Here is a 26812-nt window from a genome sequence, read left to right on the forward strand (position 1 = left end):
CGGAGGTGTTCGGGCTGTAACTATCGCGGACCGCGATGCTTGTTGCGCGGGCGCTGATGAAGCTTGGGCCGAGAACTGCGGTGTTTTCGATAAAGGCGCAGGTGGCGTTCCTTCCCGGGACCGCGGCGCTCCTGCGCCTGTTGTGTCCGGATGTCTCCAAGACTGCTGCGTACATTGCTGCTCCTGCTTCTTCTTGCGCGAACCGTCGGCGGCTCGCGCCGTTCCCGCTGCAGCGCATTGCCTGCGCCGCCTGGCGGGTTGCGCCGTTGCTCGACGGCGCGATGTCCTTCATCTGCTCAACTCTTCACTTGCTCTTCACCGCGCAGCCGTGGATCGCCTGCGCGACGCCGCCGTGCCATACGTGCTCGCAAACCGCCACTCCACCGTATGCCCGCCATGCCAGGCTCGCCACGCTATAATCATCCGCTCGCCGTTGCTGCCGGCCGTTCAGCGTGTTTTGTGCGTTTTACCGCCGCCGGCGCGTGCCCCGCTTTTCGCTGCATCCTTGTCCGCATCCGTCTCTCGCCCATCTTCGATCAGGCTCGATCCGCCCCAGTGAATCCGCTCCTCGACTCCCTTCAGCCCTACCCGTTCGAAAAGCTGCGCGCACTTTTCGCGGACGTCACGCCGAACGCCGGCCTCGCGCATATCAGCTTCGGCATTGGCGAGCCGAAACATCCCACGCCTGCCTTGATCCGCGACGCCGTGGTGGCCTCGCTCGGCGGGTTGTCGTCGTATCCGGCCACGATCGGATCGCCGGCGCTGCGCGAGTCGATCGCGAAGTGGGTCACGCGGCGCTACAACCTGCCGCCGGTCGACCCGGCCACCCAGGTGCTGCCGGTGTCGGGTTCGCGCGAGGCGTTGTTCGCCCTCGCCCAGACCGTGCTCGATCCGAAAAAGAATGCTGACGGCGAGCCTGCGATCGTACTCTGTCCGAACCCGTTCTACCAAATCTACGAAGGCGCCGCGATCCTGGCCGGCGCGCAGCCGTACTTCGTGAATAGCGACCCGGCGCGCAACTTCGCCTGTGACTACTCGGCGGTGCCGGCCGACATCTGGGCGCGCACGCAACTGCTCTATGTCTGCTCGCCCGGCAATCCGACCGGCGCGGTGCTCACGCTCGACGACTGGCGCGAACTGTTCGCGCTGTCGGACCGCTACGGCTTCGTGATCGCCTCGGACGAGTGCTACTCCGAAATCTATTTCGACGAAGCCAACCCGCCGCTCGGCGGCCTGGAAGCGGCGCACCAGCTCGGTCGCGGTTTCGAGCGGCTCGTCATGCTGTCGAGCCTGTCCAAGCGTTCGAACGTGCCGGGCATGCGCTCGGGCTTCGTCGCGGGCGACGCGGCGATCCTCAAGGACTTCCTGCTATACCGGACATACCACGGCGCGGCCTTGTCGACGGTGTTCCAGGCTGCCAGCATCGTGGCCTGGAACGACGAGACGCACGTGCGCGAGAACCGCGCGAAGTACGTGCAGAAGTTTTCCACCGTCACGCCGATGCTCGCCGAGGTGCTCGACGTGCGCCTGCCTGACGCCGCGTTCTACCTGTGGGCGGACGTCTCGCGCACGGGCCTCACGGACACCGAGTTCGCCCAGCGCCTCTACGCCGACTATAATGTGACGGTTCTGCCGGGCTCGTTCCTCGCGCGCACTGCGCACGGCGTGAACCCCGGCCGCAATTTCGTGCGCATGGCGCTCGTCGCCGACGTCGACGAATGCACGCAGGGCGCGCAGCGAATCGTCGATTTTTGCCGCGCGCTGGCGGGTTGAGTTTTCGTTGAGCGTAACCCCGCGCACCGCATCCCTTCTTCAGACTTCAACTCTTCGATAAAGCACGCATATGTCGCAACAACTTCAGCAGATCATTGACACCGCCTGGGAAAACCGCACCGAACTGTCGCCGAAGGCCGCTCCGGCCGACGTGCGCGAAGCCGTCGCCCACGCCATCGAGCAACTGGACAAGGGCCTGCTCCGCGTCGCCGAAAAGAAAGACGGCGACTGGGTCGTCAATCAGTGGCTGAAGAAAGCCGTGCTGCTGTCGTTCCGCCTGGAAGACAACGCACCGATGCCGGCCGGCGGTTACTCGCAGTTCTACGACAAGGTGCCGTCGAAGTTCGCCAACTACACCGCTGAAGACTTCGCCGCCGGCGGCTTCCGCGTGGTGCCGCCCGCCATCGCGCGCCGCGGCTCGTTCATCGCGAAGAACGTCGTGCTGATGCCGTCGTACACCAACATCGGTGCGTATGTCGACGAAGGCTCGATGGTCGATACGTGGGCCACCGTCGGTTCGTGCGCACAGATCGGCAAGAACGTGCACCTGTCGGGTGGCGTCGGTATCGGCGGCGTGCTGGAGCCGCTGCAGGCGAACCCGGTCATCATCGAAGACAACTGCTTCATCGGCGCGCGTTCGGAAGTGGTGGAAGGCGTGATCGTCGAAGAAAACTCGGTGATCTCGATGGGCGTGTACCTCGGCCAGAGCACCAAGATTTACGACCGCGAAACTGGTGAAGTGACGTACGGCCGCATTCCGGCGGGCTCGGTGGTGGTGGCGGGCAACCTGCCGTCGAAAGACGGCTCGCATAGCCTCTACTGCGCCGTGATCGTCAAGAAGGTCGACGCCAAGACGCGCGCGAAGGTCGGCCTGAACGAGCTGCTGCGAGGCGACTGATGGCGCGCGGCACCAAAACCGTCGTCTACGGCATCCCGAATTGCGACACCGTGAAGAAGGCCCGCGTGTGGCTGGAAGAGCACGGCGTCGAGTTCGAGTTCCACGACTTCAAGAAACACGGCGTGACCGAACCGCTCGTGCAGGACTGGCTCAAAGACGTGAAGCTCGACGCCTTGCTGAACCGGCGCGGCACCACGTGGCGCGCGCTGTCCGACGACATGAAAGCGGCCGCGGACACGCAGTCGGGCGCGATCGCGTTGATGATTCACAAGCCGTCGGTGATCAAGCGGCCGGTGCTGGTGGTCAACGGGCGTGTCAAGTCGCTCGGTTTTTCCGCGGACGAGTACACGGCGCTGTTCGCCTGAGAGCGGTATTGCTTTTCTGAGCGCAGGGCCGTTTGCCTGGTTCAGAGCGCGACTCGCCCGGTTTGGCGTGCAGCGCTGGATACCTGGGCTGGCGGCGAGTTCGGCGCGAGTCTCAGCGCATGCGCCGAACGCCTCGCGCCATGTAGTAAAAACGCGGCCCGGCCGCGTGACTCAAAAAGCTGTTGCCGGCTGCGGTGTCCAACCGCCAGCCGGCATTTTTTCATTTCAAAGTGGCTGTATCGAATCCATGTCCGGCACCCTCGCCCTTACCGAACAACTGATCGCGCGCGCGTCCGTCACGCCCGACGACCAGCATTGCCAGCGCCTCCTGATCGAGCGCCTGTCCGCGCTCGGCTTCGAGCACGAGACCATCGAATCGAACGGCGTGACCAACCTGTGGGCCGTCAAACGCGGCGTCGACGGCACCGCGGGCAAGCTGCTCGCATTCGCCGGCCACACTGACGTAGTGCCGACCGGCCCGCTCGAACAGTGGCAATCGGCGCCGTTCGAGCCGACCCATCGCGACGGCAAGCTGTACGGCCGCGGCGCGGCGGACATGAAAGCGTCGATCGCGGGTTTCGTGGTGGCGAGCGAGGAGTTCGTCGCCGCGCACCCGGCGCACCGCGGCACGCTCGCCTTCCTGATCACGAGCGATGAGGAAGGCCCCGCCACCGACGGCACCGTCAAGGTCGTCGAAGCCTTGCAGGCGCGCGGCGAGCGCATGGACTACTGCATCGTCGGCGAGCCGACTTCGAGCGCGCAGTTCGGCGACATGGTGAAGAACGGCCGGCGCGGTTCGATGTCGGGCAAGCTGATCGTCAAGGGCGTGCAAGGCCATATCGCCTATCCGCATCTGGCGAAGAATCCGGTGCACCTGCTCGCGCCCGCGCTGGCCGAACTGGTGGCCGAACGCTGGGACGACGGCAACGAATATTTCCCGCCCACCACGTGGCAGGTGTCGAACATTCACAGCGGCACCGGCGCGACCAACGTGATTCCGGGCCATGCTGACGTGATGTTCAACTTCCGCTTCTCGACGGCGAGCACGGTGGAAGGTCTGCAAGCCCGCGTGCATGCGATCCTCGACAAGCACGATCTCGACTACGATCTGCAATGGACCGTGAGCGGCCTGCCGTTCCTCACGCCGCGCGGCGATCTGTCCAACGCGCTTGCCAAGGCGATCAAGGACGAAACCGGCGTCGCCACGGAACTGTCGACCACCGGCGGCACCTCGGACGGCCGCTTCATCGCGCGCATCTGCAAGCAGGTGATCGAGTTCGGCCCGCTGAACGCCAGCATCCACAAGATCGACGAACATATCGAAGTCGCACACATTGAGCCGCTGAAGAACGTGTATCGCCGCGTGCTCGAACAACTGATCGCCTGAACCAAGGACTATTGCGATGACGCTCCCGTTTTCCACCGTTCGCGACCTGCTGCGTTTTGCTGTGTCGCGCTTCAACCAGGCCGAACTGTCGTTCGGCCACGGCTCGGCCAATGCCTACGACGAAGCCGTCTATCTGGTCCTGCACACGCTGCATCTGCCGCTGGATCTGCTGGACCCGTTTCTCGACGCGCGGCTGACCGCGGCTGAAATCGACGCCGTGCTGAACGTGATCGAGCGCCGCGCCACCGAACGCGTGCCGGCCGCCTACATCACGCAGGAAGCCTGGATGCATGGCTTCCGCTTCCACGTGGACGAGCGCGTGATCGTGCCGCGTTCGTTCATCGGCGAACTGCTGCAGGACGGTTTGCAGCCCTACGTGGAAGATCCCGAGCAGGTGAGCGCCGTGCTGGAGTTGTGCACGGGTTCCGGCTGCCTGGCGATTCTCGCCGCGCACGCGTTCCCGAACGCGGATATCGACGCCGTGGATCTGTCGGCGCCGGCGCTGGAAGTCGCCGCGCGCAACGTCACGGACTACAAGCTCGACGACCGCGTCGCCCTGTTCGAAGGCGATCTGTACGCGCCGCTCGCGGAGCGCCGCTACGACGTGATCATCAGCAACCCGCCGTACGTGAACGCGGCGTCGATGCAGGATCTGCCGGCCGAATACAAGCATGAGCCGGACATGGCGCTGGCGGGCGGCGTCGACGGCATGGACATCGTGCGCCGGATCATCGCCGACGCGCGCAACTGGCTGACCGACGAAGGCGTGCTGGTCGTCGAAATCGGCAACGAGCGGCAACACGTGGAAGCGGCATTCGGCGGGCTCGATCTCGTCTGGCTCTCGACCAGTGCCGGCGACGACAACGTGTTCCTGATCCAGGCGGCTGATTTGCCGGTTTGAGGTTATAGCGCTTCTCCGGGATGCGGTGCGCGCAGCAGGATTGTTATGCCGTGTACACCGCGCCTGAGCGAGGCCGCTTTGCCAGGCGTTCTTAATCGCGCCCATCGCGCAATGTCGCGCTTCCGAGCGAAGCATCTCCGACGAGCGCTCCCTTCGAGCCGAAATCTCGACCAGGCTCCCCAGGGCCCAACTCACGCGCTTGCGGCGAGGCAAACGCAAAAATGTTTTGCGCACATCGCCCACACCGCATTCAGGCACTCGCCCTCAAAGCCTGACCGCAGCTCGACCATTCCACCCCCAACGCACACACGTTCGGTAAGATGAGCGCGGTCAGCTGCCCGGCGCTCATCGAGCCGGCCCAAGCAGCGCTTCGCCAACCCAACGCCTGCCTATGCAATTCGACCTGCTTCACATCGGCACGCTGGTCGCCCTCTGCCATATTCTCGGCGTGGCCGCGGCATGTCACGCGATTCTCAACACGCGCACTTCGCAAGGCGCGATTGCGTGGGCCGTGTCGCTGGTCGCGATGCCTTATCTGACGCTGGTGCCGTATCTGTTCCTCGGCCGCAGCAAGTTTGCCGGCTACGCGGACGCACGACGCGTCGAAAACGAACTGCTGCGCACGCGCGCGCATCCGCCGGAATGGGACACGCGTGCTTCGTCGGCGGGACTGCCGACGCTGGAACTCGGCGGCCGGCTCGTGCATTCGCTCACGCGCCTCGGCGGCATGCCGTTTCTGCCCGGCAACTCGGTGCGCACGCTGGTGAACGGCGCGGCGACCTTCGAGGCCATTTTCGACGCGATCGAACACGCGCGCCGCTACGTCATCGTGCAGTTCTTCATCGTGCGCGACGATGCGCTCGGCGAGATGCTCAAAGACGCGCTGATCGCGAAAGCGCAACAAGGCGTGCGCGTCTACTTTCTGTACGACAGCATCGGCAGCTTCGATCTGCCGCATCGCTACGTGGCCGCTCTGCGCGCGGGCGGCGTGGAGACGCATCCGTTCGCCACCAATCGCCGCTTCGTCAACCGTCTGCAACTGAACTTCCGCAATCACCGCAAGATCGTCTCGGTGGATGGCGAACGCGCCTTTGTCGGCGGGCACAACGTGGGCGTGGAATATCTCGGCGGCAAGCCGCCGCTCTCGCCGTGGCGCGATACCCATATCGAGGTCCGCGGGCCGGCGGTCGCCAGCATCCAGTTCGTGTTCACGGAAGACTGGCACTGGGCCACGCAGCAGTTGCCCGAGTTCGACATGCCGCCCGCGCCGGCCGCCGAGTCCACGGCGGGACACAACATGCACTGTCTGGTCGTGCCGAGCGGTCCGGCGGACAAGCAGGAGACCTGCTCGCTCTTTTTCGTCGAAGCGATCAATGCGGCGCGCGAACGCGTCTGGATCACCTCGCCCTACCTGATCCCCGACGAGGCGGTGTTCTCGGCCCTGCGGCTCGCGGCGCTGCGCGGCGTGGACGTGCGCATTCTGATTCCGAGCCGGCGCGATCACCTCGTGGTGTTCGCCGCCTCGAAACTGTATGCGTACGACTCGCTACGCGCGGGAATCCGGATCTTCCGCTACCAGCCGGGCTTTCTGCACCAGAAAGTCGTGCTGATCGACAGCGCGGCCGCGGCGATCGGCAGCGCGAATCTCGACAACCGCTCGTTCCGGCTGAACTTCGAGATCATGGTGCTGACCGTGGACCGCGGCTTCGCCAAAGAGGTCGAAACGATGCTGCTGGCCGACTTCGCCGAATCGCGCGAAATCGACCGCAATGAATACCGCAAGGCCACCGCCTTGAAACGCGTGCTCATGCATGTGGCGCGTCTCTTCTCGCCGATCCTGTAGCGGCCGCCGCCTTACAGCAGTTTTTCGATGTCCTCGGTGATCGCCTCGGGCTTCGTGAGCGGCGCATAGCGCTTCACCACGTTGCCATCGCGGCCGATCAGGAACTTGGTGAAGTTCCACTTGATCGCTTCCAGCCCCAACAGACCGGGCGCCTCTTCCGTCAGATAGCGGAACAGCGGATGCGCGTTCGCACCGTTCACGTCGACCTTGTCGAACATCGGGAACGTCACGCCGTAGTTCTTTTCGCAGAAGCTGCCGATCTGCGCGGCGTCGCCCGGCTCCTGCTTGCCGAACTGGTTGCACGGAAACCCGAGCACCGCGAGCCCGCGTGCCGCATAGGTGTCGAACAGCTTCTGCAAGCCCGCGTATTGCGGCGTGAACCCGCATTCGCTCGCCGTGTTGACGATCAGCAGAACCTTGCCCTCGTACTGCGCGAGGCTGACTTCCTCGCCGCCCAACGTGCGTGCCGAAAACGAATAAATCGATGTCATGTGCTCCCCCCGTGAAAGCCGTCAGTCTATGCCAAAAGCCTCGGCGGTACAGTCGGCCGAATGGCCGATCCCGGTTGAGCGCCCGGTGTCGGGCCCGGCAGTCTAAAATAGCGGTTTTCTCCAGCCGGCCTCTTCGTGATCCGCTTTAACCAGTTCAGCCTCGCGCGCGGCACCAAGCCGCTCTTCGACAACACCACGTTCACCCTCAACCCCGGCGAGAAAGCCGGTCTGGTGGGGGCGAACGGCGCGGGCAAGTCGACGCTGTTCGCCGTGCTGCTCGGCGAGTTGCACGCGGACGGCGGCGATTTTTCGATCCCGCCGAACTGGCAGATCGCCCACGTCGCGCAGGAAACGCCCGCCGCGGACAAGACCGCCCTCGCCTACACGCTGGACGGCGACGCCGCCTTGCGCGCGATCGAAGCGGCGATTGCCGCCGCCTCCGCCGCGCATGACGGCGCGGCCGAAGGCGAAGCGCACGCCGCGTTCGCCGACGCCGACGGCTACACCGCGCCCGCGCGCGCCGAAGCTCTGCTGCTCGGCCTCGGCTTCACGCTCGACCAGACCCGCGAGCCGGTCAGCAGTTTCTCCGGCGGCTGGCGCATGCGGCTGAATCTGGCGCAGGCGCTGATGTGCCGCTCCGATCTGCTGCTGCTCGACGAACCGACCAACCACCTGGATCTCGACGCGATCGTCTGGCTGGAAGACTGGCTGGCTCGTTATCCCGGCACGCTGATCGTGATCTCGCACGACCGCGAATTTCTCGATTCGGTCTGCAATGTCACGCTGCATCTGGAGCAGCAGCAGATCAAGCGCTATGGCGGCAACTACTCGCAATTCGAAGTGCTGCGCGCGCAGCAGATCGCGCTGCAACAAAGCGCGTACGAGAAACAGCAGCGCACGGTCGAGCATTTGCAGAGCTACATCAACCGCTTCAAGGCGCAGGCCACCAAGGCGCGCCAGGCGCAGAGCCGCGTCAAGGCGTTGGAAAAGATGGAACTGATCGCGCCGGCGCATGCGTCCTCGCCTTTCACGTTCGAATTCCGCACGCCCGATTCCGCGCCGAATCCGATGATGGTGATGGAAGACGTGCGCTGCGGTTATCGCAGCGAGGGCGAACCCGGCGTCGAAATTCCGATCGTCGATCACGTCATGCTGTCGATCCAGAACGGTCAGCGCATCGGGCTGCTCGGTGCGAACGGCCAGGGCAAGTCCACGCTGATCAAGACGCTGGCCGGCACGCTCGAGGCGCTCGGCGGCCATGTGCGCGAAGGCAAGGGGCTGCGTATCGGCTACTTCGCGCAGCATCAGCTCGAAACGCTGCGTCCGGACGACACCCCGTTGCAGCACCTCGCGCGTCTCGCACCGGACACGCGCGAGCAGGAATTACGCGACTTCCTCGGCAGCTTCAATTTTTCCGGCGAGATGGCGACCTCGAAGATCGCGCCTTTCTCCGGCGGCGAAAAGGCCCGCCTCGCACTCGCGCTGATCATCTGGCAAAAGCCGAACCTGCTGCTGCTCGACGAACCGACCAACCACCTGGATCTCGAAACGCGTCACGCGCTGACCATGGCGCTCGCGCAGTTCGAAGGCACGCTGATTCTGGTGTCGCACGACCGGCATCTGCTGCGCGCCACCACCGATCAATTCATGCTGGTCGCGAAACATCGGCTGCAGGAATTCGATGGCGACCTCGACGACTACCGCGACTGGCTGCTCCAGCACGCGGCTGAGCAACGCGCGGCGCTCAAGGCGGGCGCGGCGTCGAGCAGCCCGAATGGCGGTGACAGCGCGGACAACGGCGTGAACCGCAAGGAACAGCGGCGCCTCGAGGCGGAGACGCGTCAGAAGCTCGCGCATCTGAAAAAACCGCTGCAAAGCCGGATAACGAAGATCGAAAAGGAAATGGACGCGCTCAACGCGGAGAAGGCGACGCTCGATGCGTTCGTCGTCGATCCGGCGAGTTACGAGCCCGAGCAGAAAAGCAAACTGACGGAAGCGATCCGCCGTCAGGCAGATGTGAACGCGCGCCTCGAAGCGCTCGAAGCCGAATGGCTCGAGACTCACGAGGAACTCGAACAAATCGGCTAGCGGCACGCTGTTGCAGGTCCGCGCCGGCATCGACGGGAGCTTGGCTTTGTCATCCGCGACATCATCCGTCTCAACGCCTGGGGCGTCGGCGACGGCTTCGGGCAAGTCGTCTGCTACCTCATCGGCGACGGCTTCGGCCGGGTCTCCGGCTGCGTCTTCGGCTGCCGCTTCCGCCGTATCTTCGGCTGCCGCTCCGGCCGCATCTCCGGCTGCCGCTTCGGCTGCATCTTCGGGTACCCACTCGGCCGCATCTTCAGCTACTTCACGGGCAGCATCCTCGGCTACTTCACGTGCAGCGAGTTCGGCCGCTTCGCCGGCCGCCTCCGCGCCTCCCGCGCTCCAGGGCTTGCGCGTGCTCGACCTCACGCGCCTGCTGCCGGGCCCGGTCGCCGCCTTGCGGCTCGCCGAACTAGGCGCCGACGTGCTGAAGATCGAAGCGCCCGGCGCGGGCGACCCCACCCGCACGATGATGCAATCGTCGAGCGATCGCGTGGCCGGACGGCCCGGCGCGTTTTACCGGCTAGTGAATCGCGGCAAGCGCGAAACGCGCCTCGACCTCAAGTCCAAGGCGGGACGCAACGTGCTGTGCGCGCTCGCCGCCGAAGCGGACGTGCTGATCGAGAGTTTCCGGCCCGGTGTGATGGAGCGGCTGGGCCTCGGCTACGAAACGCTGCGCGCGCTCAATCCCCGGCTGGTTTACTGCGCAATCAGCGGATACGGCGCGAGCGGGCCGTTTGTCGACCACGCCGGACACGATCTGAACTACATCGGCTACGCGGGCGTGCTCGATCAACTGGCGGGCCGTGACGGCGCGCCGATCCTGCCCAATTTCCAGATTGCCGACCTGCTCGGCGGCGCCCTGAGCGCAGTCACGCAGATTCTCGCGGCGCTATGGCATGTGTCGCGCGGCGGCGAAGGCCGTTTCGTCGATGTCTCCATGACGCATGTCACCTACGCGCACAACGTGGTGGCTCAGGTCTCGCTCGCCAATGATGGCGCGGCGCCTGGCGTGGGCGCCGGTCTGCTGAATGGCGGCGTGCCCTGCTACAACCTGTACCGCACGCTCGATAACCGCTGGCTCGCGGTCGGCGCGCTCGAACTGAAGTTCTGGGAGACGCTCTGCATGGCGCTCGACCGGCCCGAGTGGGCCACCCGCCACTGGAGTCTCGGCCAGGCGATCGGCGGCCCGGACGCCGCCGCGCTCACGCAAGAACTCGCCGATGTGATCGGCAAGCGTCCGCTGGAAGAATGGGTTTTGCTGCTGGAGTCGCTCGACTGCTGTGTCTCGCCGGTGCTGACGGCGGCGGAAGCCGCCCGGCATCCGCTGTTCGATCCGCAGGCTTGCGAGACGGCGAGCGCCGACGGTGCAGACGAGGAAGACTGATTGATCAGGTAGCGTGCGGGTGAATTAGCTCGGAGGGCCACAGCCCAAGCTGGTCGGCAAACGGCGCTTGAGACAAAGCGCGTTGCTCCCGTTAGCTTGATCAGCCGCACTAGCCGAATTGGCGGCGTCGCCTCGTCCACGGTTTGCGGCATTCGCCTCGAGCGGCATGACCGGCAGTTGGGCACAAAAACCGATCACCAACCGCCGCTCCCACAAATTCGCGCCACGTAAGCCCTCAGCGCCGCGCCACCGTCTGCCGCGGCAACGTCTGACGCGGCGTCTTTTCGTCGTCGTACAGCACATGCTTGCGGCCTTCCACATGACGGTTGATCGTCGCGCGGACTTCGGCGGCCGTGGCGTCTTCCGCCACCACCCGCCGGGAAATCTGCCCTGCCGTGTCGATCCATTCGACAATGCGGCAAGCGCCGCCCCATGGCTGGCGAATAGGCGCGGAGACGCGGCAACCGCGCACCTGTATCGGCCGCTCGGCTACGGTTTCATATGGCTGTTTCAAGGCGCGATCCTTTTTCGGGCATCAGAAGGGATGCATACCCTTGCAGCTTAGGAAAAAGGAATGTCGGGTAGGTTACAGCCAATATGGAGATATTTACCGGCCATTACGGAACGTCGGGCGCCTTAGGACGCCCGAACCCCGCCTATTCAAGCGTGCGGACCCGGTCGATGGCCTGTTCGATCCGTTCGACCGCAACGACCTGTAAGCCTTCGATCGGCTGTTTCGGCGCATTGGCCTTGGGAATCACCGCAACCGAAAAGCCCAGCTTGGCGGCTTCCTTCAGGCGCTCCTGACCGCGCGGCGACGGCCGGATCTCGCCGGCGAGGCCCACTTCCCCGAACACCACCAGCCCCTTGGGCAGCGGCTTGTTGCGCATGGACGAATGAATCGCCAGCAGCACGGCCAGGTCGGCGGCGGGCTCGGTGATCTTCACCCCGCCCACGGCGTTCAGGAACACGTCCTGATCGAAACACGCGATGCCGGCATGCCGGTGCAGCACCGCCAGCAGCATCGCGAGCCGGTTCTGCTCCAGACCAACGGCCAGGCGCCGCGGATTCGGCGCGTTGGCTGAGTCCACGAGGGCCTGCACTTCGACCAGCAGCGGCCGCGTGCCCTCCTGCGTCACCAGCACGCACGAGCCCGGCACCGACTGCTCGTGCTGCGACAGAAACAGCGCCGACGGATTGGCCACGCCGCGCAAGCCGCGCTCGGTCATGGCGAACACGCCGAGCTCGTTGACCGCGCCGAAGCGGTTCTTGATCGCGCGCACCAGACGATACGAGGAATGCGTGTCGCCCTCGAAGTACAACACCGTGTCGACGATGTGTTCGAGCACGCGCGGCCCGGCCAGCGCGCCCTCTTTGGTCACGTGGCCGACCATGATGATGGTGGTGCCCGACTGCTTGGCAATGCGCGTGAGCTGCGCCGCGCACTCGCGCACCTGGGCTACCGAGCCCGGCGCGGAAGTCAGCGCGTCGGAATAGACCGTCTGGATCGAGTCGATGACCGCGACATCGGGCCGCTGCTCGGCAATCGTCGCCTGGATTTTTTCGAGCTGGATTTCGGCGAGCAATTGCAGTTCGCTTGCCTTCGAGTCCGGCTCCAGCAACGAAAGCCGTTGCGCGCGCAACGCAATTTGCGCGGCCGATTCTTCGCCGCTGATATAGAGCGCGCGTTTGTCGGCGGCGATTTCCGCGAGCGATTGCAGCAACAGCGTCGATTTGCCGATGCCCGGATCGCCGCCGATCAGCACCACGCCGCCCGGCACCAGACCGCCGCCGAGCACGCGATCGAACTCGCTCACGCCGGTGGAAAAGCGCGGCACGTCGGAGGCTTCGATATCGGCGAGACGGCGCACCGGCGCGCTCTTCGCGAGCGACTGGAAGCGGTGCGTGGACGGCGCTTCCGCCACCGACTCGACCAGCGTGTTCCACGCATTGCACGAGGGGCACTGCCCGGCCCATTTCGGCGATTGCCCGCCGCATTCACTGCAGATGTACAACGTTTTGGGTTTTGCCACGCGTTATTGCCTGTGTTGCTGTTCTTTGGATTGATACGCTTGCTGCGAGGCGAGGCGCGCGCCCGGGTCGCGTTACCTTATTCCGCCCGCACCGGCACGCGCGGCGCCACCGCGCACATCAGCTCATAGCCGATGGTGCCGCACGCCTGCGCGACGTCGTCGATCGGTAGCGAGGTGCCCCACAGTTCGACGCGCGAGCCGACATTGGCGGTCGGCACCGGCGTCAGGTCGACGGTGAGCATGTCCATCGAGACGCGCCCGACGACCCGCGTGCGCACACCGTCGACGATCACCGGCGTGCCTTCCGGCGCGACGCGCGGATAGCCGTCCGCATAGCCGCACGCCACCACGCCGATGCGCATCGAGCCGCGAGCCTTGAACGACGACCCATAGCCGACCGTATGGCCTTCGCTGAGCGTCTGCACGGCGATCAGTTCCGAGGCGAGCGTCATGGCGGGCTGCAGGCCGGTGCCTTCGATCGCCGCCGTGACGCCGGACGGCGACGCGCCGTACATGATGATGCCCGGGCGCACCCAGTCGAAGTGCGTGGCCGGATGCCACAACGTAGCCGCCGAATTGGCGAGGCTGCGCGCGCCGGCAATGGCTTGCGCGCCGCGCTCGAACGCCTGCACCTGGTAGTCCACGCCGCGATCGCCGTCCGCGTCCGAGAAATGGGTCATCAACGTGATCTGGCCGACGCCTTGGGCAGCGCGCGCCCGTTCCCACGCGGCGCGGAACTTCTCCGGCGTGTAACCGAGGCGATTCATGCCGGTGTTCATCTTCAACTGGATATTGACCGGTTTGGACAGGCGCGCCATTTCGAGCATGCGCAATTGTTCGTCCGAATGCAGCGCGGTGGTCAGGCTGTAGCGGTCGATCACGTCGATATCGGTCGGCCGGAAGAAGCCTTCAAGCAAAAGAATCGGGCCGGCCCAGCCCAATTCACGCAACTTCACGGCTTCTTCGAGGTCCAGCAACCCAAAGCCGTCGGTTGCGCGCAGGCCCGGAAAAACGCGCGCAAGGCCGTGCCCGTAGGCGTTGGCCTTGACGACGGCCCAGATTTTGGATTTCGGCGCGTAGCGCCGGGCAACGGCGAGATTATTGGCGAGAGCGGAGGTATGAATCGTGGCTGAGAGCGGGCGCGGCATGGGATATTTTCGTAAAGACGCTTGCGAATCAGCGGCTTACAGGGCGTTTTCAGCGCTCCGTAGCCCGCTGGGCGGTGCGATCAAGGATTCTGCTAGTCCGAATCCATCTATTTTCATGATATAAAGCCGTGCGCACAACCCATTTCGACGAACGGCATAAGCCCGGACGCTCAACCAGCGGCCGGGGCGGACAGACCGCAGCGAGGACAGCATCGCATCAGATGAAAAAAGGTTTTTACACCATCATGGCCGCGCAGTTTTTTTCGTCGCTGGCCGACAATGCGCTTCTGATCGCTGCTATCGCACTGCTGAAAGATCTTCACGCCCCGAACTGGATGACGCCGCTGCTCAAGTTGTTCTTTGTGCTGTCGTACGTCGTTCTCGCCGCCTTCGTGGGCGCCTTCGCCGACTCCCGTCCGAAAGGACGCGTGATGTTCATCACCAACACCATCAAGGTGCTCGGTTGCATCACGATGCTGGTGGGCGCGCATCCGCTGCTCGCGTATGGGATCGTCGGCTTCGGCGCGGCGGCCTACTCGCCCGCCAAATACGGCATTCTCACCGAGCTGCTGCCGCCTGACCGGCTGGTCGCGGCGAACGGCTGGATCGAAGGCACAACCGTGGGCTCGATCATTCTCGGCACCGTGCTCGGCGGGGCGCTCATCAGCCCGCACATTGCCGCGCCGATCTTGCGGCACCACATTCCCTCGGTCAACACGCCCGCCGAAGCCGCGATGCTGGTCATCATGGCCATCTACGTGATCGCCGCGCTGTTCAATCTGCGCATTCCCGACACGGGCGCTCGCTATCCGAAACAGGAACGCGGCCCGATCAAACTCGTCACCGATTTCGCCGACTGTTTCCTCGTGCTGTGGCGCGACAAGCTCGGCCAGATTTCGCTTGCCGTCACCACGCTGTTCTGGGGCGCCGGCGCGACGCTGCAGTTCATCGTGCTGAAGTGGGCCGAGGTGTCGCTGAACATGTCGCTCTCGGAAGCGGCCATTCTGCAGGCGGTGGTGGCCGTGGGCGTGGCGGCCGGCGCGATTTTCGCGGCCTCGCGGGTGCCGTTGAAGAAGTCGCTGTCGGTGTTGCCGGTCGGCATCATGATGGGCATCGCCGTGATGCTGATGGCGTTCTACACGCGCGATCTGTTCCCTGCCCATTGGGGTCTCTATTTCGGCCGCGTGCATGTGCCGGGCTATCTGATCGTCGCGTACATTTTCCTGATGATCGTCGGCGGGCTGTCGGGCTTTTTCGTCGTGCCGATGAACGCGCTGCTGCAGCATCGCGGGCACGTGCTGCTGTCGGCCGGTCACTCGATCGCCGTGCAGAACTTCAACGAAAACCTCTCCGTGCTCGTCATGCTGTGCCTCTACGCCGTGCTGGTGTGGCTCGACGTGCCGGTCACGGCGGTGATCGTGCTGTTCGGCACCTTCGTCTGCGTGATGATGTGGTTCGTGATGCGGCGCCACCAGGCCAACCAGCGCGCGTTCGACTCGGTCGCGCTGATCGGCGAAGTCAAGCACTGATCCGGCGGGCCGCCCGCTCGCGTCGCGGCCCGCGCCTTCCTCCTTCCTCGCTTTGCCATGACTCAACCGATTCCCAATGTGCTGACGATCGCCGGTTCCGATTCCGGCGGCGGCGCCGGCATTCAGGCCGACCTCAAGGCTTTCTCGGCGCTCGGCGCGTACGGCGCGAGCGTGATCACCGCGCTCACCGCGCAGAACACGCGCGGCGTCACCGCGATTCACGCGCCAGACCCCGGCTTCATTACCGCGCAACTCGACGCGGTGTTCGACGACATCCGCATCGACGCCGTGAAGATCGGCATGCTGGCGAACGCGCCGATCGCGCGCGCGGTCGCCGACGCGTTGCGCCGGCACAAGCCGAAGCACATCGTGCTCGACACGGTGATGATTTCGAAGAGCAACCACGCGCTGCTGCTGCCGGACGCAGTCGCGGCGGTGCGCGACGAATTGCTGCCGCTCGCCGATCTGCTGACGCCCAATCTGCCGGAGGCGGCCGCGCTGCTCGGCGTGGAGGCCGCGACCGACGAAGCCGGCATGGTCGAGCAAGGCGAAGCGCTGCGCGCGCTCGGCGCACGCGCGGTGCTGATGAAGGGCGGCCATTTGAGCGCGACGGATAGTCCGGACTGGCTGGTGCAGGACAGCGGCACGCTGCGTTTAGGCGGCCCGCGGGTACCGGTGAAGAATACGCATGGGACGGGCTGCACGCTGTCGTCGGCGATTGCGGCGCTGATTCCGCAGCGTGGCGACCTGGCGAGCGCCGTCGCCGATGCGAAGCTGTATTTGACCGGCGCGCTGCAGGCGAGCGATCGGCTCGACGTCGGCGGCGGCGTGGGGCCGGTGCATCATTTCTATCGGTGGTGGTGAGGGCGGCTGGGCGTCGCAGTGGTCGGGCTGCGTTCGCTAGGTCGAAGGGGCTTGGCCGATGGATGCGCGGCGCTTGTGCGTTGTTGGAGACCCGCAGCGTTGCCCGGCCCTACTGCGTGCTTTTATCGATGTTGGAGACGGATCTTGTGCGTCGCGGCCGACAGGCTGCTTTCGTAGAGCCTGCACCCGATCTTTCGCCGGCTTTTCGCTAGTCCTTCCGGCTTCTTTGCTGATCGCCCGCCGCTACTGCCGCGCGTAGCTTTGCGCCAACTCCGGCCATTCGTCCGGCACGATAAAGCCGCGCGAGCGTTCTATCAGATTGCCTGCACTGTCCTCGCTGAACGCGGCGACCATCGACGGTCCGTGCTGATGCGACGTTTGCCCGGCGAGCGTTTCTGCATCGACGAACGCCAGACCCGCGGCCTGCACTTCAAGAGACGTATGGCGTCGCGGCGCTAACCACTCCAGTCGCGGCAAGGTGCGCCATTTCTCCGCATGCGCCGCCGCGAACGCCGGCCAATCACTGCGCGTCACCCACCAGCCGCGACCATGCGCCGGGTCGAGCTCGACCGGATCGGGCGGCGTTTCGCCATGCCGGTAAAACAGCCAGCCTTTGATGAACATCTGCGGCGTCCACGGACCCGCGTAGCCGACGGACGCAAACTCCTCACGCGCGCTCAACGGCAACTGATGATTCAGCACATGCGCGAGCTTGAGGTCGAAGCGGTCTTTCAGATTCGGGCCGACGTAATCGGATAATCGAGCGGATAACTGCGCACGCCCTTCGCCGGCATGCAGATAGCACTTCACGGCCAGCTCCCAATGCAGCCGCGCGCCCTGCCGCGTCCGCACCAGAAAATCGCATTCGCCGAGCGTGACGCCCGCACGCCGTAACGGCACGCCCGCCGCCACCAGCCGCGCCGCCGGGCCATGTTGCAGGAACCAGCCGAGCAGCCGTTCGGCATAGCGGCCGAGGCGTGTGATGCGCGTCGCCGCGAGTTCCTGATGCAAGGGTTCGGGCGCTGCGTCCAGCGCGCGCAGCCAGTCGAGGGTCGCCTGCGCTTCCTGCAGCGTGTCAAAGGGATTCGCCAGCGCGCCGACCGGTGGTTGCGGGCGCAACAGATCGGCGCTCAGCAGCAGCCACGCCAGATCGCGCACGGCAGCGTCGTGCAAGGTGTCGAGCAGCGCAGCGCGGCTCGCGGCGGCATGGAGTATGCCGGGCGCCGCGGCGGAACCGGCCGCTGGATCCTCGCCGGCCGTCACTTCGACGCGTTCGACGGCGCACCGCCCGCCGCCCGCCACGTGTCGCGGGCGAGGCACAGGTCGGCCCAGGCCTTCGCCTTATCGGGCAGGCTGCGCAACAGATACGCCGGGTGATAGGTGACGATCACGGGCACGCCTTCGTATTCGTGCACGCGGCCGCGCAGCGACGAAATGCTCGCCTCGGTCTTCAGCAGACTCTGCGCCGCGAAGCGGCCGAGCGCAACGATCAGCTTCGGCTTGACCAGCGCGACCTGACGTTGCAGATACGGCTCGCAACGCGCGACTTCATCCGGTTCGGGATTGCGGTTGCCGGGCGGCCGGCACTTGATCACGTTGGCGATATAGACGTTGGTGTCGCGCGCGAGCGTCAGCGAACGCAGCATGTTGTCGAGCAGCTTGCCGGCCTGGCCGACGAACGGCTCGCCCAGACGATCCTCGTTCTCACCCGGCGCTTCGCCGATCAGCATCCAGTCGGCGCCGCGATCGCCGACGCCGAATACCGTGTTCGTGCGCTTCTCGCACAGACGGCAAAGCTGGCAGGCGGCGACGCGCTCGCTCAGCGCGTCCCAGTCGAGCGTATGGATTGCCGGCGCCGCGGGGGCTTCTTGGCGTGCGTCCGCGGGGGCTTGGGTCGGCAGATCGTCGAACCAGGCGAAATCGTCGTCGGGTGGCGCGTCGAATGTCGGCGGCTCGGGGCTGCGGGGTTGCTGGGGTCGCGTTGACTGCGGTGTCTGCGGCTGGCTTGCCTCGACCGAGGCTTGCGTCTGGCCTCGCGTTGGGCCTTGCGTCGGTGGTTGCGCTGGGCCTTGCGCCGGAACATGCGTTGGGCCTTGTGAAGACTGCCTTTGACCTTCAGCTTGTTCGCCGCTCTGCATGGAACGCGGCGACTCGCCTGAGCGCGTTTCAGCCGCCGGCTGGCGATCAGCGAACCGATCGCGAGCGCCGGCTGCGGGCGATGCCTGATCCAGACGTCCAGACGAGCCGCGTTCTCCCTGCGCCGGCGCGGCGTTGGCTTGTTGAACGCTGGCCGCGCGCATCTCGGGCTGCGAGGTTTCCTGCACGCGAGCAACCGGCGGCATCCCTGATGCCACGCCACGCGCCTCATCACGAAGCGCACCCGCACCCTGCCTGATCACGGCTGCGGCTTGCGCTTGCGGTTGTTCGGCAACCGGCTCCGGCGCCGCCGCCATCCCGCGACGTACCCACAGCGGTGTGAGTCCGAACTCTTCCAGAACCGATTCATGCAGCGCCATCTGCGCCCTCCGTGGCAAACGAGAAACGCATCACGATGGCGTCCTCCCGGCTGCGATGCCGCGCCGGATAATAGTTTTTGCGCCGGCCGATCGAAGCAAAGCCGAAGCGCTCATAAAGCCGGATCGCCCGATGATTCGACGGCCGCACTTCCAGCAACAGCCCCTCGAGTTTTTCAGCGCGGGTAATGCGGACGGCTTCGCGCAGCAGCGCGAGCCCGGCGCCGGCGCCTTGCGCCGCGGGCGTCACGCACAGATTGAGCAGATGCATTTCGTCGACGACCGGCATCAGCACGCAATAGCCGATCAGCGTGCCCGTGACATGGCGCAGACAGACGCCGAAGTAGCCGTTGCGCAGCGAATCGCCGAAATTGCCCCGGCTCCATGGAAACTCATACGCGATTTTTTCGATGGCGGCGACTTCGTCCAGATCGCCTTCAGTCATCGGCGACATGTAGCGGTCCGCGAGCAACACGCCACTCATTGCCGGCCCTCGCCTTGCGCTGCGTCGTTAGCGAGTCGGGCAGCCTGCTCGGCCCTGGCGGCTTTCTCGGCTTTTTCGGCGACCCGCTCGGCGGTGGTCTGGGCGACCTTGTCGCGCACATATTCCGGCGCGGCCTGGTCGGCCGGCACCGTGCGGCCCGCGCGTAGCGCGCGCAATGCGGCGTGGGCAAGCGGCACGGCGTGCGGCAGCGCTTCGCTGTCGACGCTGCGCGCTGCGGCAACCGCGGGCAGCCGCGCGCCGAACGCCGCGGCGGCATTGCCTGCCAGCGTGAACGGGACGTCGGGCAGAACGAGCCGATCCGGCGTATCGAGCGAAGCCGCCTGCAGCGTGCGCCATTCACCTTGCGCGTCGCCCCAGGCGTAGTCGGCCCAATAGATTTCGTCCATGCGGGCGTCGAGCGCGGCGAGCACGCGCGTCGCCGACGGATCACGCAGACGGGCGCTCTCGGCACAGGCAAGCAGCGTGCTGACCGGCACGACCGGCAGATTGAGGCCGAACGCGAGGCCTTGGGCAACACCGGTCGCGGTACGCAACCCGGTGAACGAGCCCGGGCCGGAACCGAAGGCGATGGCGTCGCAGTCCGCCAGTGTCAGGCCGGCTTCGTCGAAAAGTTCGCGGATGGCGGGGAGCAGGCGCGTGCTCGAAACCGCGCCGGTTTGCTCGTGGCGCGCCCACAGACGCGGTTCGGCGCGTGCCTCTTCAGGTGTCGCGCCGGCCGCATTGCCGGCGGCGGACAGAAGCGCTACCGAGCAGAATTCGGTCGAGGTATCGAGGGCGAGGAGCACAGTTTGAGTCATGGACCGTATTGTAATCGGCACGGCGCGCGCAAATGTGGTTTGCGCATGCGCCAGGGTGGTTTGGCATGCGCCAGGGTGGTTTGCCTCGCGCCGGGGTGCGTTTGGTCGCGTGGAGTGGATTGCCCCGCCAAGCTGGGTTTTGGTCGCGCGAAAGTGGTTCGCCTCCCGCCAGGATGGTTTCGAGTCGCGCGTGGCCGTGCGGCTCGCAGCCGAGACCACCCGTCTTGCGCCGGATCGCCGTCCGGCGTTTGGAATAAGCCCTCGGCCCCCGCGGCGGCATCCAGTTGTTATGATCGTCAGCCGAGTTCAATCCCGATCCCGCCTGGCGGGCAAAACGACAATGACCGACATCGACACCCAGTTCACCCAAGCCCATGAAGACGTCCAGCAACTGCCGGAGCGTCCGGGCAATCTCACGCTGCTGCGCCTCTACGCGCTCTACAAGCAGGCCACTCGCGGCGACGTTCAGGGCGACAAACCCGGCTTCACCGACATCGTCGGCAAATACAAGTACGACGCCTGGGCCGCCCTCAAAGGCACCGCGCAAGACGCCGCGAAGCAGCAATACGTTGAACTGGTCGAATCGCTCAAGAGCGGCGCGTCGGCCTGACTCGTTCCCGATCGGCCGCGCGACTGAAGGCGGCCACTCCCGCCTCGCACCAGGCTACGGCGAATCGGCCTGAACCACGCCGGCAGGGCGATTGCGAGCCTGTGCAGCCGTCCATCGAGCCGCCAAAACAGCACCCGGCACAATCTTTTCCGCCAGGAAAACTCCTAATAGTGGCGCAGTGCAACAAAAGGCTATACAATGCTGCCTGCGCTTCACTGCTTTGCCCGGCTTTCCTCTAGCGGCCTTTGCGGCGCAGCGCCTCGTAGCGTTTAGCTCCAATCCAGTTTAGAACCTGTCCCCTCCTGCCTAGCCCCCTACGGGCGATCATGTCCCAGGCTGGCGGCACGCCGTGTTGGCATGTCGCATCCGATACAGCTTCTAACGAAAAGCTCGCCTTCATTGTCGCGAGCTGCCCCCGTTTTTCGATTTGCTCGCTGCTTCTTTGCTCGCTGAATCCGACGACTTGGGTATGCCGATTGGCGCCGACGTTTTAATTCCCTGTGTACCAAGGATTCTCATGACTTCGAGCAATACCCCCAGCAGCCCGTTGAACGCCATCGCCGATCAAGCCCTCGGTCTCGCCGACGCACCCGCACAAGCCGCAGCCGTTGCTGCCGCTCCGGAAGCCGTCGCCGCAGAAGCCGCAGCGCCGACCGGCCCGTCGTTCGCGTCGCTCGGTCTCTCCGCGGATGTCGTCTCCGCGCTGACCGCCGCTGGTTATCAAAACCCGACTCCGGTTCAGCAACGCGCAATTCCGGCTGGCATCGCCGGCCGCGATCTGATGGTTTCGAGCCCGACCGGTTCGGGCAAGACTGCCGCCTTCATGCTGCCCGCCATCGAGCGTTTCTCGCAACTGCAAAAAGCACAAGCCAGCCAGCCGCGCGAACCGCGTCCGGCTGACGGCGCCCGCACGCGTCGTCCGCAACCGGTTGCCCGTCCGACCATGCTGGTTCTGACGCCGACCCGCGAACTCGCCATGCAGGTCACCACCGCCGCTGCCACGTACGGCAAGCACCTCAAGCGTCTGCGCACCGTCAGCATTCTGGGCGGCGTCGCCTACGGTCAACAACTGATGCTGCTGGCCAAGAACCCGGAAATCCTGGTTGCCACGCCGGGCCGTTTGATCGACCACCTGGAACGCGGCCGTATCGATCTGTCGCAACTGCAGATCCTCGTGCTCGACGAAGCCGACCGCATGCTCGACATGGGCTTCATCGAAGACATCGAAACGATCGTCGCCGCTACGCCGGCTTCGCGTCAAACCATGCTGTTCTCGGCCACGCTCGACGGCAAGATCACCTCGCTGACGGGCCGCCTGCTGAAGGATCCGGAACGCATTGAGATCGTTCAGCGTCTGGAACAGCGCACCAACATCGCGCAAACCGTCCATTACGTGGATGACCGCGATCACAAGGACCGTCTGCTCGACCATCTGCTGCGCGACGAAGGCCTCGACCAGGCGATCGTCTTCACCGCAACCAAGATGGACGCAGACCAACTGGCAGGCCGTCTGGCCGACGCCGGTTTCGAATCGGCCGCCCTGCACGGCGATCTGCCGCAAGGCGCGCGTAACCGCACGATCAAGGCCCTGCGCGAGCGCCGTGTGCGCGTGCTGGTGGCCACGGACGTCGCCGCTCGCGGCATCGACATTCCTGGCATCACGCACGTGTTCAACTACGACCTGCCGAAGTTCGCCGAAGACTACGTGCACCGCATCGGCCGTACCGGCCGTGCTGGCCGCTCGGGTATCGCGGTGAGCCTCGTGCATCACGCCGAACAAGGCGCGCTGAAGCGCATCGAGCGTTTTGTGCGCACCCCGCTGCCGGTCAATGTCGTCGAAGGCTTCGAGCCGCGCAAATCGGCTCCGTCGGGTAACGGCCGTCCTGGCTTTGGCGGCCGCGGCCGTCCGGGCGGTGGCAACGGCGGTGGCCGTCGCTTCGGTAGCGGTGCGGGCAAGCCGGCCGGTAACGGCGGCGGTGCGCGCAGCGGTAGCGGCAATGGCAGCAGCTGGGCCGGCAAGTCGGCTGGCGGCGGTTCGCGTGAAGGCGGCTTCGGCGGCGGTTCGCGTGAAGGCTACGGCGGCTCGCGCGACGGCGGCTACGGCGCACGCCGCAGCGACGGCCCGCGTACGGCGCGTCGCGGCAGCTAAGTACGAAGACGGGCGCACTCTGCTTCAGGACCTTCGGTCCGTTGCGGCGCCGGTGCAGTACTGTCAGCAGTCAGCTTGAAAAGACCTGGGCGGCCTCGCGCCGTTCGTCAGTCGAAAAAACCGGTGCTCAGGCGCCGGTTTTTTTTCGTCCTTCGCTCGGCGCGCCCCAAATTTCACGATGTGGAAAATTTTTTTGCGTCGTAAAAAATCGTGCTGCACGGCACAAGACGGTCCATTGCAACATGGAAAAAGTCGTTTCTTAATGTGAAACAACCAATGTAATCGATTGATTTTAAAAGTAAATAAATATCCAAAAAGGCCGTTCCGGCCGCTGTTGCGCGACCATTGATTTGCCTAGACTCTTATACAAGACTTCACGAAACGAAACGCCTCAACCGGCTGACCGCTTCGACGAAGAAAAGAGTCACCCATCCATACAGGCAACCAAGGAGCACACCATGTCCCGTCAAGAACAAGTCAAGCAACTCCAACAGCAATGGGAAACCGATCCGCGCTGGAAAGGCGTGAAGCGCACTTACACGGCGGAAGACGTGATCCGTCTGCGCGGTTCGGTGCAAGTCGAGCACACGCTCGCCAAGCGCGGTGCGGAAAAGCTCTGGGAAAGCGTGAACAACGAGCCGTTCGTCAACTCGCTCGGCGCGCTGACCGGCAATCAGGCCATGCAGCAGGTCAAGGCCGGCCTCAAGGCGATCTATCTGTCGGGCTGGCAGGTGGCGGGCGACGCGAACGTCGCCGGTGAAATGTACCCGGACCAGTCGCTGTATCCGGCGAACTCGGTGCCGCTCGTCGTTAAGCGCATCAACAACACGCTGACGCGCGCCGACCAGATCCAGTGGTCGGAAGGCAAGAACCCGGGCGACGAAGGCTACGTGGACTACTTCCAGCCGATCGTGGCGGATGCGGAAGCCGGCTTCGGCGGCGTGCTGAACGCGTTCGAACTGATGAAGGCGATGATCGAAGCGGGCGCCGCGGGCGTGCACTTCGAAGATCAACTGGCTTCGGTGAAGAAGTGCGGTCACATGGGCGGCAAGGTGCTCGTGCCGACGCGTGAAAACATCGCCAAACTGACGGCCGCGCGTCTGGCCGCCGACGTCTCCGGCACGCCGACCGTACTGCTGGCGCGCACCGACGCGGAAGCCGCCGACCTGATCACGTCGGACATCGACGAAAACGATAAGCCGTTCCTGACGGGCGAGCGCACGGTGGAAGGTTTCTACCGCACCAAGCCGGGTCTCGAACAGGCGATCTCGCGTGGCCTCGCCTACGCGCCGTACGCCGACATGATCTGGTGCGAAACCGGCAAGCCGGACCTCGAGTTCGCGAAGAGATTCGCCGACGCGATCCACAAGGAGTACCCGGATCAGCTGCTGTCGTACAACTGTTCGCCGTCGTTCAACTGGAAGAAGAACCTGGACGACGCGACGATCGCCAAGTTCCAGCGCGAACTCGGCGCGATGGGCTACAAGTTCCAGTTCATCACGCTGGCCGGCTTCCACGCGCTGAACTACTCGATGTTCAACCTCGCGCACGGCTATGCCCGCAATCAGATGACGGCCTTCGTCGAAATGCAGCAGGCCGAATTCGCTGCCGCCGAAAAGGGTTTCACCGCGGTCAAGCATCAACGCGAAGTCGGCACCGGCTACTTCGACGCCGTGACGCAAACGGTCGAACGCGATGCATCGACGACCGCGCTGCACGGCTCGACGGAAGACGAACAGTTCTTCGACAAGAAGGTCGCGTAAGCAACCGCGCGGTCTGATCGCTGGAACAAGGCAGATAGACGAAAAGCGGCTCCGTCAGAGAGCCGCCGTCACAGGGAGGAGCAAGGCTGTCGGGGCGCGAATCGAACCGCACCCGACTGCCGAAGTCTCGCAGCGGAACTTGGGAGAGCTCGCAGCAGCAGTGGAGAGAAAGCCAGCACAACGGATTGTGCGGCGAACACAGCGCGCGCCGGCCTCACCGCCGGCGCGTTTTTTTCGCCCGCGATTTCAGCGATACACGATCACCGGAATCTTCGTATGCGTGAGCACCCGCTGCGTTTCGCTGCCGATCAGCAGGCTGCCCAGACCGCGGCGGCCATGCGACGCCATGAAGATCACGTCACAGCCGCCCTGCTCCGCCGCTTCGATGATGCCGAGATACGGCGCCGGGTGCACGCTGGTCCGGCTGTCGACCGTGACGCCGACGCGGCGCGCCGCCATCTCTACCTCGCGCAGATGCATGCGCGCTTCGCGCTCGCTGCGCTGCAGGAATTCCGAGGGCGGTTCGACCACGACGTCGGAGAACGGCGAGTACGGGTATTGCGGCAGACACGCGTAGGCGGTGACGTGAGCGTTGACGGCTTGCGCGAGGTCGATGGCGCCGTCGATCGCCTTGCGTGACAGGTCGGAACCGTCGGTCGGAACCAGGATGTGCCTGAACATGATGCCCTCCGTCACCGGCTGCACGCAGCGCGGCCTCAGCGTCCAACGAGGCCCGGCTGACAAGCCGCTTCAATCGATTGTAGGTCGCGGAATTGAGCGTATGAATCTGTTGAGGGTCTGTCCGCATATCGGAAACCCCTTGTTCGCGGCGCTGCCATTGGCTGCGCGCCCAGGCTCCGCATTCAACCCCAGTAGTCAGGGTGCCCATACGTATGCTTGAGAAAATCCAGAAACAATCGCACGCGAAGCGGCAAATGACGGCGTTGCGGAAATACCGCGTGAATGCCGATGGGCGGCGCAGCGAATTCGTCGAGCACGCTGACGAGCCGCCCGGCCGCGATGTCCGTGCCGACTTCCCACCACGAGCGCCACGCGAGTCCGTAGCCTTCGAGACACCATTCGTGCAGCACCGCGCCGTCCGAGCATTCCATCGTGCCGGACACCTTGATCGACACAACCTTGTCGCCCTGCTGGAACATCCAGCCGCGCTGCTGGTTGGCGCTCGCGCCGAGCGCGAGACAGTTGTGATGCGCGAGATCGGCGAGGCTGTGCGGCGCGCCGCGCCGGCTCAGATACGACGGCGACGCCACGCAGACACGGCGGTTCTCGCCGAGCTTGAGCGACACCAGCGACGAATCCGGCAACTCGCCGAGACGCACCGCGCAGTCGAAACCCTCGTTGACCAGATCGACGAGGCGGTCGGACAGGTCGAGCGTGATCGACACGTCCGGATGCGCGACCGTGAAGGCCGGCACCAGTGGCGCGACGTGCCGCCGCCCGAAACCTGCGGGCGCGGACAGCCGCAAATGGCCGCTCGCCTTGACGCCGCCCGCCGACACGCTGGCTTCGGCGTTCTGCATCTCGTGAATGATGCGCTGGCAGTCTTCGAGAAAAGCCGAGCCCTCGAAAGTCAGCGTGATCTTGCGCGTGGTGCGCACCAGCAATTTGACGCCGAGGCGCTCTTCGAGCGCGTCGATGCGGCGGCCGATGATGGCGGGCGCGACGCCTTCGGCCGAAGCCGCGGCAGACAGGCTGCCTTTGGCCGCGACGGTCACGAAAGTCTCGATCTGCTTGAAACGGTCCATGAGCG

The 26812-nt window shown here is 65.1% G+C and carries 24 protein-coding genes; 14 read left to right on the forward strand and 10 right to left on the reverse strand.

What is annotated here, in order from left to right:
- The first annotated feature begins 35 nt into the window (after positions 1-35).
- From PQR54_RS04625 to cls, 7 genes are all read left to right on the forward strand, one after another.
- Positions 36-419, forward strand: coding sequence for a hypothetical protein (locus PQR54_RS04625; RefSeq protein WP_408244275.1), 384 nt, complete (start codon positions 36-38; stop codon positions 417-419).
- A gap of 136 nt (positions 420-555) precedes the next feature.
- Positions 556-1773: a succinyldiaminopimelate transaminase gene (gene dapC, locus PQR54_RS04630; RefSeq protein WP_408244276.1), complete on the forward strand. Its 1218-nt coding sequence runs from the start codon at positions 556-558 to the stop codon at positions 1771-1773.
- A gap of 70 nt (positions 1774-1843) precedes the next feature.
- Entirely contained in the window at positions 1844-2671 is an 828-nt protein-coding gene (gene dapD, locus PQR54_RS04635) for a 2,3,4,5-tetrahydropyridine-2,6-dicarboxylate N-succinyltransferase (RefSeq protein ID WP_408244277.1), read from the forward strand.
- Positions 2671-3036, forward strand: coding sequence for an ArsC family reductase (locus tag PQR54_RS04640; RefSeq protein ID WP_012433461.1), 366 nt, complete (start codon positions 2671-2673; stop codon positions 3034-3036). Before dapD ends, PQR54_RS04640 begins: the two co-directional genes overlap by 1 nt.
- Positions 3037-3283: 247 nt before the next feature.
- Positions 3284-4423, forward strand: coding sequence for a succinyl-diaminopimelate desuccinylase (dapE, locus tag PQR54_RS04645; RefSeq protein WP_408244278.1), 1140 nt, complete (start codon positions 3284-3286; stop codon positions 4421-4423).
- 16 nt (positions 4424-4439) lie between these two features.
- The gene (gene prmB, locus PQR54_RS04650) at positions 4440-5324 is read left to right on the forward strand and encodes a 50S ribosomal protein L3 N(5)-glutamine methyltransferase (protein WP_408244279.1); all 885 of its coding nucleotides are present in this window, start codon (positions 4440-4442) and stop codon (positions 5322-5324) included.
- Between the two features lie 391 nt (positions 5325-5715).
- The gene (gene cls, locus PQR54_RS04655) at positions 5716-7167 is read left to right on the forward strand and encodes a cardiolipin synthase (protein ID WP_408244280.1); all 1452 of its coding nucleotides are present in this window, start codon (positions 5716-5718) and stop codon (positions 7165-7167) included.
- Between the two features lie 11 nt (positions 7168-7178).
- On the opposite strand, the gene PQR54_RS04660 is transcribed toward cls, so the two are convergent.
- On the reverse strand, positions 7179-7658 hold the full coding sequence (locus PQR54_RS04660) for a glutathione peroxidase (RefSeq protein ID WP_408244281.1): 480 nt from the start codon (positions 7656-7658) through the stop codon (positions 7179-7181).
- Positions 7659-7793: 135 nt separating this feature from the next.
- Between PQR54_RS04660 and PQR54_RS04665 the strand changes: the two genes are divergently transcribed.
- Both PQR54_RS04665 and PQR54_RS04670 read left to right on the forward strand, forming a co-directional pair.
- Positions 7794-9746: an ATP-binding cassette domain-containing protein gene (locus PQR54_RS04665; RefSeq protein WP_408244282.1), complete on the forward strand. Its 1953-nt coding sequence runs from the start codon at positions 7794-7796 to the stop codon at positions 9744-9746.
- Between the two features lie 346 nt (positions 9747-10092).
- Positions 10093-11130, forward strand: a complete 1038-nt coding sequence (locus tag PQR54_RS04670; protein ID WP_408244283.1) for a CaiB/BaiF CoA transferase family protein — start codon at positions 10093-10095, stop codon at positions 11128-11130.
- 235 nt (positions 11131-11365) lie between these two features.
- Here the strand turns inward: PQR54_RS04670 and PQR54_RS04675 are convergent, their stop codons facing one another.
- The 3 genes from PQR54_RS04675 to alr all read right to left on the reverse strand — a co-directional run bounded on the left by PQR54_RS04675 (position 11366) and on the right by alr (position 14311).
- Positions 11366-11644, reverse strand: a complete 279-nt coding sequence (locus tag PQR54_RS04675; protein ID WP_408244284.1) for a DUF2866 domain-containing protein — start codon at positions 11642-11644, stop codon at positions 11366-11368.
- Between the two features lie 142 nt (positions 11645-11786).
- Positions 11787-13163, reverse strand: a complete 1377-nt coding sequence (gene radA / locus PQR54_RS04680; RefSeq protein ID WP_408244285.1) for a DNA repair protein RadA — start codon at positions 13161-13163, stop codon at positions 11787-11789.
- Between the two features lie 77 nt (positions 13164-13240).
- Positions 13241-14311, reverse strand: a complete 1071-nt coding sequence (alr, locus tag PQR54_RS04685; protein WP_408244286.1) for an alanine racemase — start codon at positions 14309-14311, stop codon at positions 13241-13243.
- Positions 14312-14532: 221 nt separating this feature from the next.
- On the opposite strand from alr, the gene lplT reads away from it, so the two are divergent.
- Together lplT and thiD are read left to right on the forward strand one after the other, a co-directional pair.
- Complete coding sequence (lplT, locus tag PQR54_RS04690) at positions 14533-15840, forward strand: lysophospholipid transporter LplT (protein ID WP_408244287.1); 1308 nt, start codon at positions 14533-14535, stop codon at positions 15838-15840.
- A gap of 57 nt (positions 15841-15897) precedes the next feature.
- The gene (thiD, locus tag PQR54_RS04695) at positions 15898-16704 is read left to right on the forward strand and encodes a bifunctional hydroxymethylpyrimidine kinase/phosphomethylpyrimidine kinase (RefSeq protein WP_408244288.1); all 807 of its coding nucleotides are present in this window, start codon (positions 15898-15900) and stop codon (positions 16702-16704) included.
- Positions 16705-16947: 243 nt separating this feature from the next.
- Here thiD and PQR54_RS04700 read toward each other — a convergent pair whose 3' ends face one another.
- From PQR54_RS04700 to tsaB, 4 genes are read right to left on the reverse strand one after another with little or no spacing between them, the layout of a single operon-like run.
- Positions 16948-17967, reverse strand: coding sequence for a DUF1853 family protein (locus PQR54_RS04700; protein ID WP_408244289.1), 1020 nt, complete (start codon positions 17965-17967; stop codon positions 16948-16950).
- Positions 17964-19220 carry a uracil-DNA glycosylase family protein gene (locus PQR54_RS04705; protein ID WP_408244290.1) on the reverse strand — a complete coding sequence of 419 codons (1257 nt, stop codon included), beginning with the start codon at positions 19218-19220 and terminating at the stop codon, positions 17964-17966. The genes PQR54_RS04700 and PQR54_RS04705 overlap by 4 nt, the downstream gene beginning before the upstream one ends.
- The gene (gene rimI / locus PQR54_RS04710) at positions 19207-19701 is read right to left on the reverse strand and encodes a ribosomal protein S18-alanine N-acetyltransferase (RefSeq protein WP_012433475.1); all 495 of its coding nucleotides are present in this window, start codon (positions 19699-19701) and stop codon (positions 19207-19209) included. Before rimI ends, PQR54_RS04705 begins: the two co-directional genes overlap by 14 nt.
- Positions 19698-20519 carry a tRNA (adenosine(37)-N6)-threonylcarbamoyltransferase complex dimerization subunit type 1 TsaB gene (gene tsaB / locus PQR54_RS04715; protein ID WP_408244291.1) on the reverse strand — a complete coding sequence of 274 codons (822 nt, stop codon included), beginning with the start codon at positions 20517-20519 and terminating at the stop codon, positions 19698-19700. Before tsaB ends, rimI begins: the two co-directional genes overlap by 4 nt.
- Positions 20520-20859: 340 nt before the next feature.
- Between tsaB and PQR54_RS04720 the strand changes: the two genes are divergently transcribed.
- From PQR54_RS04720 to aceA, 3 genes are all read left to right on the forward strand, one after another.
- Positions 20860-21129 (forward strand): acyl-CoA-binding protein, encoded by a 270-nt coding sequence (locus PQR54_RS04720; protein ID WP_012433477.1) that lies wholly within the window; start codon positions 20860-20862, stop codon positions 21127-21129.
- Positions 21130-21646: 517 nt separating this feature from the next.
- Entirely contained in the window at positions 21647-23278 is a 1632-nt protein-coding gene (locus tag PQR54_RS04725) for a DEAD/DEAH box helicase (RefSeq protein ID WP_408244292.1), read from the forward strand.
- 458 nt (positions 23279-23736) lie between these two features.
- The gene (aceA, locus tag PQR54_RS04730) at positions 23737-25041 is read left to right on the forward strand and encodes an isocitrate lyase (protein ID WP_408244293.1); all 1305 of its coding nucleotides are present in this window, start codon (positions 23737-23739) and stop codon (positions 25039-25041) included.
- A 246-nt stretch (positions 25042-25287) separates the two neighbouring features.
- Here the strand turns inward: aceA and PQR54_RS04735 are convergent, their stop codons facing one another.
- Together PQR54_RS04735 and PQR54_RS04740 are read right to left on the reverse strand one after the other, a co-directional pair.
- Positions 25288-25722, reverse strand: coding sequence for a universal stress protein (locus PQR54_RS04735; protein ID WP_408244294.1), 435 nt, complete (start codon positions 25720-25722; stop codon positions 25288-25290).
- Positions 25723-25904: 182 nt separating this feature from the next.
- On the reverse strand, positions 25905-26807 hold the full coding sequence (locus PQR54_RS04740; protein WP_106279585.1) for a LysR family transcriptional regulator: 903 nt from the start codon (positions 26805-26807) through the stop codon (positions 25905-25907).
- Between the last annotated feature and the right edge of the window lie 5 nt (positions 26808-26812).

The organism is Paraburkholderia phytofirmans (assembly GCF_046028095.1).
GTDB classification, from domain to species: domain Bacteria; phylum Pseudomonadota; class Gammaproteobacteria; order Burkholderiales; family Burkholderiaceae; genus Paraburkholderia; species Paraburkholderia phytofirmans_A.